This window comes from Paenibacillus thermotolerans, from assembly GCF_028745515.1.
GTDB classification, from domain to species: domain Bacteria; phylum Bacillota; class Bacilli; order Paenibacillales; family YIM-B00363; genus Paenibacillus_AE; species Paenibacillus_AE thermotolerans.
Genome location: NZ_JAQZSG010000017.1, coordinates 97992 through 108226 on the forward strand (window position 1 = coordinate 97992; position 10235 = coordinate 108226).

A 10235-nucleotide genomic window follows, 5' to 3' on the forward strand; every position below is an offset into this window, starting at 1 on the left:
AAGAACGATTGGGAAAACCTCTTCTTTAAAGCGTGATTACATCATGCCGCCCATTCCGCCCATGTCAGGCATGCCGCCTGCCGGCTTATCCTTCTCCGGCTTGTCGGCAACGACAGCTTCGGTAGTAAGGAACATAGCCGCAACGGATGCTGCGTTCTGGAGCGCGGAGCGAGTAACCTTCGCCGGGTCAACGATTCCTGCTTGGAACATGTTCACCCATTCGCCGGTTGCAGCGTTGAAGCCTACGCCTACTTCTTCCTTCTTCAATTGCTCAACGATAACGGAGCCTTCAAGGCCTGCGTTGGAAACGATGATGCGAATCGGCTCTTCCAAGGAACGAAGCACGATGTTTACGCCCGTCTTCTCGTCGCCTTCCGCTTGAACTGCCGCTACAGCATTGTATACGTTCACGAGGGCCGTACCGCCGCCGCTTACGATACCTTCTTCAACCGCTGCGCGAGTAGCGTTCAAAGCGTCCTCGATGCGGAGCTTGCGCTCTTTCAGCTCGGTTTCGGTAGCTGCGCCGACTTTGATTACGGCTACGCCGCCTGCGAGCTTCGCAAGACGCTCTTGGAGCTTCTCTTTGTCGAAGTCGGAAGTCGTTTCTTCAAGCTGTGCGCGGATTTGGTTCACGCGAGCTTGGATATCGGCCTTGTCGCCTGCGCCGTCGACGATGATCGTGTTTTCTTTGGAAACGCGAACTTGACGAGCGGAGCCGAGCTGGTCTACGCGTGTGGACTTCAGCTCAAGTCCGAGCTCTTCCGTGATCACTTGTGCGCCTGTAAGAGCCGCGATGTCTTGCAGCATAGCCTTGCGGCGGTCGCCGAAGCCCGGAGCTTTAACGGCTACGCAAGTGAATGTGCCGCGGAGCTTGTTCACGATGAGCGTAGCTTGCGCTTCGCCTTCTACGTCTTCCGCGATGATCAAGAGCTGCTTGCCGGATTGAACGACCTTCTCAAGCACCGGAAGAATCTCTTGGATGTTGGAAATTTTCTTATCCGTGATCAAGATGTATGGGTTGTCGAGAACCGATTCCATCTTGTCGGTGTCCGTAATCATGTACGGCGAAATGTAGCCGCGGTCGAACTGCATACCTTCAACCACTTCAAGCTCGGTGTTGAAGCCCTTGGACTCTTCAACCGTAATAACGCCGTCGTTGCCGACTTTCTCCATAGCGTCTGCGATCAGTTGGCCCACTTCTTCGTCAGCAGCGGAAATCGCAGCGACTTGAGCGATGGATTGTCTGCCTTCGACCGGCTTGGAGATGTTCTTCAATTCTTCTACCGCCGCTTTAACGGCTTTCTCGATCCCTTTGCGAACGACCATCGGGTTCGCGCCCGCGGTAACGTTCTTCAAGCCTTCACGGATCATCGCTTGCGCAAGAACCGTAGCTGTCGTCGTACCGTCTCCGGCAACGTCGTTCGTCTTCGTCGCTACTTCTTTAACGAGCTGTGCGCCCATGTTCTCGAATGCGTCCTCAAGCTCGATTTCCTTCGCGATCGTTACGCCGTCGTTCGTGATGAGCGGGGAACCGAATTTCTTCTCAAGGACAACGTTGCGGCCTTTCGGTCCGAGCGTAACTTTAACGGCGTTCGCAAGTGCGTCCACACCGCGGAGCATCGAGCGGCGCGCTTCTTCGCTAAACTTGATTTCTTTAGCCATAATTCGTGACCTCCTATAAATTAAATCGTATATGTGTTAGAAATTTTGGCGAGGACTTATTCTCGATTAGCCGATGACGGCGAGAATGTCGCTTTCGCGCATGATCAATAGCTCGCGGCCCTCGTATTTCACTTCAGTGCCTGCGTATTTGGAGAAAATGACGCGGTCGCCTTCCTTCACGTCCAGCGGGATGCGCTGACCGTCTTTGTACGTGCCTGCGCCTACGGCCACAACTTTACCTTCTTGCGGCTTCTCCTTCGCCGTGTCCGGAAGAACGATGCCGCTAGCAGTCGTCTCCTCTTTAGCGATGGCTTCGAGTACTACGCGATCACCCAAAGGTTTGATCATGACAAAATGGCCTCCTTCAATATAACGTCTCAAAGTGTTTTATTGTTGTTAGCACTCTCGAGTGGTTAGTGCTAACGCTCACGATTCAAATTTTACTTATTTTGCATGCGCATTTCAAGTGGATACGAAAAAAAATTTTTTCGCTCCCCTCATTGTGTCCTTCGCTGGAAACATTTAGACTGTCGGACAAAGCTCCGGGAATAGCAACACTACAGATTGCTATTCGGCTCAAAACGGCAGCCGTAATTTTTTTAGTAACACCTGAAGTTGCTATCCCCCGATTTTTACCTCTGGGACCGCGGTTTTGGGGTCAGTAGCAACTTAGAGTGTGGTTATTTTCCTGCGCAAATCGAAATACAGTCTCTTAGCAACTCATAGTGTTGTTATTTCATGCCAAACTACAGATGAAGTCCCCCGATATGGGGGACTTCTACGATACTAGTCCGGCAGGCGGCGGTCTTTCTGTTGTTCCTCGGTTTGCTTCACTTCGGTAAATTGCCCCTCCACCTCTGTGCGCGTTTCACGGGCTGCCGCGTTATTGCGGGAACCTTTTTCCACGTCTTCGTCTTTCAGGAGCTCCTTCGTTCCTTCTTTAAACTCGCGCAAAGTGCGGCCGAAGGCGCGGCCGAGCTCAGGCAGCTTATTGGGGCCGAACAGGATGAGCGCGACGATGACGATCAGCAGCAGGCCGACCGGTCCGATGTTTTGAAACATGTTGTGTTCCTCCCTTGTTATTTGAGCAGTCCGCCGTAGCCCATAGCGATAATGTCTTGGCGGTTTATCGTTTCTCCCGCGCAAATGCGCGGTAGCAGAACGTCGAACGATGTGAACTTCTCGTGCATGACGGCGCCGGGCAGCCCGAGGATCGGCGTGCCGTCGAGGTAGGCCATCATGAGCATGGAGCCGGGCAGCATCGGGTTTCCGTAGGAGACGATGTCGGAGCCGGCTTTTTTGATGGCGCCGGGGGTGCGGTCGTCGGGATCGACGCTCATGCCGCCGGTCACCAGAATCAGGTCGACTTGGAGTGACTGAAAGTGTTTTATGTGTTCAACGATCGTGTCGGTGACGTCCGGCGAGAATCGCTGCTCGACGACCTCCGAGCCGAAGGCCGCCAGCTTATCCCGCAGCACCGGACCGAATTTGTCTTCAATCCGGTTACCCCACACTTCGCTTCCGGTCGTGACGATGCCTGCCTTCAGCGGACGGAACGGTTTGACAAAGACGAGTTCGCTGCCGCTGCCGCCGAGCTGCTTATGGTGTGCCGCGGTTCGTTCGAACTCTGTGATGGTATGCTCCTCGACGATGAGCGGCACGACGCGGGTTGCGGCCAGCGCGGTGCCGGGCTGGACCACCGTGTTGTTCACGATCGTAGAAAACACGACGTGCTCGATCGCATTAACCGCGTGGACGAACGCTTCATCGATTTTCGCAAGGCCGTGGATAGTCGATTTGAGCGATATTTTGCCTTCGGCGGGGGCAGTGCAAGTAATGTTCGCGCCCGCGGTCGCCTCCGCCATCCGGTGCGCCGCGTCGTCCTCGTGCAGCCAGCCTTTCGGCACGTCCAATATATAGATATGCTCTTTGCCGATATCGAGCAGCTGCGGAATATCCGCTTCGGTGATCATATGCCCTTTGCGGAACGCCTGGCCTTTAAATTCGCCGGGGACGATCCGTGTCAGATCGTGTCCGAGACGAAGGCCTACGGCGTCGCGGACGGGGACCTCTTTCAGTACATGCTCCGGTTTCAGTGTCATTCGTCAGGCTCCGCCTCCTTGCCTTGAAGTGTTTCAAGAGCCGCCGTCAGCTCTTTCATCATGGCCAGCATCGCTATGGATACGCCTTTCGGAGTGCTCGGAAGGTTGACGATCAGCGTATTGCCCCTCGTTCCGGCCGTTCCGCGGAACTGGGCGGCGAGGCGGCCTTTGGCTCTGAGGCTTGTTCGGATCATCTCGGCAAAGCCCGGCGCTTCGCGCTCGATGACTCGGCGAGTCGCCTCCGGCGTCGTATCTCTTGCTCTCAGGCCGACGCCGCCGGTCGTCAGAATCAGGTCCGCGTGATGATAGTCGGACATTTCGATTAAAGCGGCCATCACCTCGTCGGTTTCGTCCGGCACGACCCGGTCTTCTACGATTTGGCCGTTCAGCTCTTCCTCCGCAAGCTCGCGAAGGACAAGCGCGCTGGTCGACTCCCGTTCCCCCCGGAAGCCGCGATCGCTAGCTGTCAGAATGGCTACCTTCGGTTTCGGTTGCATGCTTCGTTCCTCTCCCTTTGTCCCTTGCAAAGTCTCCGCTTTTTCCTCCGGTTTTGCGCGTGAGGACGGTCGGCCCGATTTCCATCGCCTTATCGAGCGCTTTGCACATGTCGTACACGGTCAGTGCAGCCGCCGATACCGCGGTCAGCGCCTCCATCTCTACGCCCGTGCCTCCCGTCGTGCGTACCGTCGCATCTATGTATAATTCGTTGTTTCCGTTATCGCTAAACGCAATGTCCACTCCGCTAATGAGGATCGGGTGGCACATCGGGATGAAGTCCGGCGTTTTTTTGGCGGCCATGATGCCGGCAACTTGAGCTACCGCGAGGACGTCGCCTTTGGAGACGGCGCCGTCTTTGATCGCTTGGAGCGTCTCCGGCTTCATCGCGACGGCAGTGGACGCGGTCGCCGTGCGCAGCGTGCTCGCTTTGCCGGAGATGTCCACCATGCGCGCGCGGCCCTGCTCGTTCATATGCGTGAAGTTCGGCATTACGGTTCGTCCTCCCGTGTGGTGATGATTCGCGCTTCCGTGACGATGAAGCGCACTGTAGCGTCGTGCGGCTCGGCCGGCACGGCGTCTACGATTTGCGCCTCGAAGGCGGGCGCAACGAGAATCGTCTGCTGCGAGGCAGGCGCTTGCAGCTGTTGTATGAGGCGGTCGTAGTAACCGCCTCCGTAGCCGAGACGCCGGCCTGCGGCGTCGAAGGCGAGCCCCGGGACGAGCGCCAGCGCGACCGCGTTGTGTTCGAGCCGCGGCGCACGCGGCTCGGGCTCGCGGATGCCGTAGGCGCCCGGGGCGAGCTCGTGCTCCCCTGCAACGAGGTGCAGGGTCAAGATGTGCGCAGCCTCGACTCTCGGCAGCGCCACCTGCACGTTCCGCTCCCAGCACCAGCGGACGATGGGCATCACGTCCGCCTCCGAGCGGAACGGAACAAACGCGGCGAGCGCCTGTCCCCGCTCGCGCGCTTGCAGCAGCGTCTCCGCCCATGCCTCCAGAAACCGGAGGCATAGGGCGGTCGAGCGCTGCTCGCGCTCCTGCGGCGTCAGCGCATCGCGCGCCGCCGCCATCCGCTTGCGGAGCGCGGCCTTTGCCGCCGCAAGCGCGCCGGCGGCCTGGCTGCGGCCGCCGCCTTCGGCATTCGGCTCGGAATCGGCCGCGATTCCGTTTAATCCGGATGCTGCGTTCGCATTGCCCCCTGAAGCGGAACGGCCATCTTCCCCTTTATGGCTCATATCCCCATGCCGCCGCTGTTTCACTCTCATGTACCTCTATTCTATGGCGCTGATCTTTTTTTCGTATATCTACATTGTATCATAATCCATCACCCCTCCCGCAACAAATGTTCGCTTACCTGTGGCGCGTTCGGGCGGAATTCGATACACTTGGAATTGGTGCGAAATATGTTGAATCGGAGCACGTTCGTTCATCTTGCCCGCTTGACTCGGTGTTTCGCCTCATTTTTCACGCATTTTTTAATCATTCGGCCGAATGCCGGCGTTTAAGGGGGCGGATGCGCGGCCACCGACCTCTCCAACGGAACTTTCTTCCGTTACCGAGCGGATGCGCGCCCCACCACCCTCCCCAACGGAACTTTCTTCCGTTGCACGAACGGATGCGCGCGCCACCGCCCTCTCCAACGGAGCTTTCTTCCGTTGCACGAGCGGAAACATCCGCGAGCAATAACACATTCGAAGCATTACCGCGCCGCCAAAGCGGCTTGACATACTACGGAGGGAATACCATGCTGCTGCAAGCTTCCGGAATCGGCAAAAATTACGGATCGACAACGATACTTTCCAATATTCATCTGCAAATCCAAAACCGCGACCGCATCGGCCTCGTCGGGGCGAACGGCGCCGGCAAATCGACGCTGCTCCGCATCCTCGCCGGGGAATCGTCATACGACGCAGGACAAATGTTCATCGCGAAGGGGACAAGCATCGGCTACCTCGCCCAAAACAGCGGGCTCCAATCGAACCGCTCCATCGAGCACGAGATGCGTGTCGTATTCGACGACCTGCTGACCATGGAGTCGGAGCTACGCGAGCTCGAAGCGCGCATGGCCGACCCTGCACTCACAACGAACGAGTCCGAATATAACGCGGTGCTCGCCCGCTATTCCGAAAAATCCGACCGCTTCCGCGAACGTGGCGGCTACGCCATCGACGCCACGATTCGAGGCGTGCTCCACGGGATGGGCTTCGCCGACATGCCGCCGGAGACGATCGTGTCCACCCTGAGCGGCGGCCAGAAAACTCGCTTGGCACTAGCCCGCCTTCTTCTAATAAAACCCGACATCCTGATGTTGGACGAGCCGACCAACTATCTCGACATCGAAACGTTGACGTGGCTGGAGCAGTATCTACGCAGTTACCCGGGCGCGATTCTTGTCGTCTCTCACGACCGGTACTTCCTAGACGCACTCGTCAGCACGATCTACGAAATCGAACGCACCTCCGCCAAACGATACGCCGGCAACTATTCCGCCTTCGTCGAACAAAAAGCCGCGGAATACGAACGCCAGCTCAAAATTTACGAAAAGCAGCAGGAAGAAATCGCCCGTATGGAGGATTTCATCCGCCGCAACATCGTCCGCGCCACAACGACGAAACGCGCGCAAAGCCGCCGCAACATGCTGGAGCGCATGGAACGCATCGACCGCCCGCAGGGTGACCTAAAGCGCGCCTCCTTCCGCTTCGAAACGGACAAGCTGTCCGGGAAAGAGGTGCTGCAGGTTCGCAGCCTGTCCATGGGATACGGCGACAACGCTCCGCTGTTCGGCAACGTCGACTTCGATCTGCGTCGCGGCGACTCCGTGGCGCTCATCGGCCCGAACGGCATCGGCAAATCGACGCTGCTCAAAGCGCTGGTAGGCGATATGCAGCCGCAAACCGGCACGATCCGCTGGGGAACCAACATTACGATCGGCTATTACGATCAGGAGCAAACCGGCTTGAATCCGAACAACATTGTCCTCGAGGAATTATGGGGCGAGTATCCTCAATTGGAGGAGGTGCGCATCCGTACGGTGCTTGGGAACTTTTTGTTCAGCGGGGACGATGTGTTAAAGAAAATTTCGACCTTAAGCGGCGGCGAAAAAGCGCGGGTTGCGCTCGCGAAGCTTATGCTCCGGAACGCGAACGTGCTCATTCTCGACGAGCCGACGAACCATCTGGATCTCGTCAGCAAGGAAGTGCTGGAGTCCGCGCTGCTGGACTATGAGGGTACGCTGCTGTTCATTTCCCACGACCGCTATTTCTTGAACCGGATGGCGGAGCAGGTGTTTGAATTGCGTCCTGACGGCGTTCGACATTTCCTAGGAAATTATGACGATTTTCTCGCGAAATCGCTGGAATTGGCGGAGGAGGCGTCGGAACGCGCGCAATCCCGTGCCGGCGGCGGCGTCCGTTCGACAAAGCCTGCGGACGAAACACCCGCACAGCAAGCAGGCGCCCAATCCTATGAAGCGGAAAAGCAAGCCAAACGCGAAGAACGCAACCGGCAGCGGCGGCTTGAGCAATTGGAGAAGGAAATCGCCAAAACGGAGGAGGAGCTGTCGAGCTTGGAACAAAGGCTGGCCGATCCCGATGTGTACAACGATTACGAAGCCGTTCAAAGCATCCAAGCTGAAGTCGACTCCCGAAAAAGGCAGCTAGAGCAATGGTACGAAGAATGGGAGACGCTGATCAGCTGACAAAACGACGTTAAAAAAGGCGCCTCCCCCCAACCGGGCGGGAAAGCGCCTCTTTACTTTCTACTTCAATTTTTTCAAGTCAAAATTAAATACAAGCGTCTGCCCGATTCTCGTCTTCAGCGTCAATGTGATCGGCTCGGAAGTTTTCAGCTTTCTCGAGTCAAACCGCACCTTCGCAATGGCGATGACCGTCTTTTCGTCTTCATCCGTTGTGTAAGTCACCGCCGGCTTTTCGCTGATGATCGTCGTACTCCCCTGTCTAAGCGTAAATTGCGCTCCGTTGAGGAAATTTTTAGAACCCGAGCCGACCTCGATCAAAAACTCTACTTTATTGTTGATGTCCTGCGCCGCTTTTTGAATATAGTCCATTCCCGGGTTGTAGCCGAAATTCAGCATCGATTCGGTCAATCGGGCAATGTACAAATACTCCGTATACAGCACCGCGTAAGCTCCGCCGCTAATCGCCACGTAGTCTTCGTTGATATCGTCCTCGTAGTTGTAGACCGCCCGGCCGAACTCCGCCGCCTCGCGAATTTGCGTCGACGTCAAATCCTTCAAAATGCCGTACCCCGCCTGCACCTGCTCGCCAGCCGCTTCCGAAATATCGCTCATCGAGGCTGCGACGACTTCGGCAATGAACGTTTGGCCGTTGCGCTGCACAGTTATTTTGACGGTGTCTCCCGGCTTTTTCGTCAGCAGGAACGCATACACGTCGTCCTCGGTATAGATCGGAGTACGGTCCAGCTTGATCAATTTGTCGCCGGCCCGAAGCGCGGTCATCCCTGCGGGTCCGTCGTTAATGACGTTGTAGATTTCTACGCCTTCCCGGTCCGGTACGCCGAAGTACGCCTCCCATCCTTCGCCAAACTGGATGCCGAGCGTCGCCCGGTCGATCGAGCCGTCCTTGATGAGCTTGTCCGCGATCTCGATTGCCGTATTCGCCGGAATCGCGAAACCGAGCCCTTCCACTCCGATGTCCGCCATTTTCGCGGAGTTGATGCCTATGACTTTTCCTTGCAGGTTGACCAAAGGACCGCCGCTGTTCCCCGGATTGATGGCGGCATCCGTCTGCAGGAACGGATATCCCGAGCCGAGCGCTCGCCCCGTACCGGACAAGATGCCCAAATTCACGGAATTGCCCAGGCGAAAACCGAGCGGATTGCCGATGGCGATTACGTTTTCACCTACGCTCAGCTTATCGGAATCGGCAAAGGCGAGCGGTACGAGCCCCTTCGTTTCGACCTTAATGACGGCGACGTCCGACAGCTTGTCCAGAAACACTTGGTCGGGCATTACCGTTTCCGTCGTTTTGTCCGCATACAGAATCAGCAGCTCGGCCGCTTTATCCACCACATGCGCGTTCGTCACGATCACGCCGTCTTTATAGACGAAACCGGTTCCTGCGGAATGACTCCGATACGTGCCTTGACCGGCGCCTCCCATATTCAAAATTCCGACAACGGACGGCTTCACCTTCTCCGCAACCGCAGCCACCGCCTTGCCGGTCGAATCGGCCGCAGCGGCAGACGCAGCTGCAGCAGGCGTGCCCAACGGCCATACGGCGCTTGCCGCGACGGAAGCAAGCAAGCATACAGTCAACAACTTCCCCTTCATCCCCAGAGCTCCTCCTAATGTCTTATGCGATACTTTACATCATGTAGTAATTCGGCCCCCTTCCAAATCATTCCTCCTAGGACTTCATGAAAATTTTGCCTCATTTGTCCACAGTTTTGGGGTAACTGGCTGTGGATAATGTGAATAAGTGAAAATTAAGTACGTTAATCGTGCAAAAATCGGTGTGGATAAAATGCGGTGGATTCCCCTCACTTTAGGAAATTAGACACACGATACTCAACACAAAAATGCGGTGCCCGCCGAACGGATCCAAAGGTACTTATGTGCGCGGAATGCAGTGGTTTCTACAGTGATAGCGGATTGTGAGGTACTTATATCGAGAGTTCGTGCACTTTCAGAGGAAACAGAGCCCGCCGAACAGATCCGAAGGTACTTATGTGCGTGGTATGCGGCGGTTTCTACAGTGATAGCGGATTGTGAGGTACTTATATCGAAAATTCGTGCAATTTCAGAGGAAACAGTGCCCGCCGAACGGATCCAAAGGTACTTATGTGCGCAGAATGCGGCGGTTTCTACAGTGATAACGGATTGTTTGGTACTTATATCGAGAGTTCGTGCAATTTCAGTGAGAGCAGCTATGACACTGCCCATAAAACACAAAAAAAAACTACGACTGACCAATTAACTAACAAGGATTTCCATAA

General features: G+C 56.2%; 9 protein-coding genes. 1 reads left to right on the plus strand and 8 read right to left on the minus strand.

What is annotated here, in order from left to right; translation table 11 throughout:
- Window positions 1-36: 36 nt before the first annotated feature.
- The 7 genes from groL to PT964_RS15315 form a co-directional block, all read right to left on the minus strand.
- Window positions 37-1662, minus strand: coding sequence for a chaperonin GroEL (groL, locus tag PT964_RS15285; protein WP_274364218.1), 1626 nt, complete (start codon window positions 1660-1662; stop codon window positions 37-39).
- Between the two features lie 66 nt (window positions 1663-1728).
- On the minus strand, window positions 1729-2010 hold the full coding sequence (gene groES / locus PT964_RS15290) for a co-chaperone GroES (protein WP_274364219.1): 282 nt from the start codon (window positions 2008-2010) through the stop codon (window positions 1729-1731).
- A gap of 438 nt (window positions 2011-2448) precedes the next feature.
- Window positions 2449-2724 carry a twin-arginine translocase TatA/TatE family subunit gene (locus PT964_RS15295; protein WP_274364220.1) on the minus strand — a complete coding sequence of 92 codons (276 nt, stop codon included), beginning with the start codon at window positions 2722-2724 and terminating at the stop codon, window positions 2449-2451.
- 17 nt (window positions 2725-2741) lie between these two features.
- Window positions 2742-3764 carry a molybdopterin-binding protein gene (locus PT964_RS15300; RefSeq protein ID WP_274364221.1) on the minus strand — a complete coding sequence of 341 codons (1023 nt, stop codon included), beginning with the start codon at window positions 3762-3764 and terminating at the stop codon, window positions 2742-2744.
- Window positions 3761-4261, minus strand: coding sequence for a MogA/MoaB family molybdenum cofactor biosynthesis protein (locus PT964_RS15305; protein ID WP_274364222.1), 501 nt, complete (start codon window positions 4259-4261; stop codon window positions 3761-3763). The genes PT964_RS15300 and PT964_RS15305 overlap by 4 nt, the downstream gene beginning before the upstream one ends.
- A complete protein-coding gene (moaC, locus tag PT964_RS15310; protein WP_274364223.1) occupies window positions 4224-4751 on the minus strand; it encodes a cyclic pyranopterin monophosphate synthase MoaC in 528 nt (175 codons plus the stop codon). The genes PT964_RS15305 and moaC overlap by 38 nt, the downstream gene beginning before the upstream one ends.
- Window positions 4751-5524, minus strand: coding sequence for a 5-formyltetrahydrofolate cyclo-ligase (locus PT964_RS15315; RefSeq protein ID WP_274364224.1), 774 nt, complete (start codon window positions 5522-5524; stop codon window positions 4751-4753). Before PT964_RS15315 ends, moaC begins: the two co-directional genes overlap by 1 nt.
- 479 nt (window positions 5525-6003) lie before the next feature.
- Between PT964_RS15315 and PT964_RS15320 the strand changes: the two genes are divergently transcribed.
- On the plus strand, window positions 6004-7956 hold the full coding sequence (locus PT964_RS15320; protein WP_274364225.1) for an ABC-F family ATP-binding cassette domain-containing protein: 1953 nt from the start codon (window positions 6004-6006) through the stop codon (window positions 7954-7956).
- A 60-nt stretch (window positions 7957-8016) separates the two neighbouring features.
- Here the strand turns inward: PT964_RS15320 and PT964_RS15325 are convergent, their stop codons facing one another.
- Window positions 8017-9570: a S1C family serine protease gene (locus PT964_RS15325; RefSeq protein ID WP_274364226.1), complete on the minus strand. Its 1554-nt coding sequence runs from the start codon at window positions 9568-9570 to the stop codon at window positions 8017-8019.
- Window positions 9571-10235: the final 665 nt, after the last annotated feature.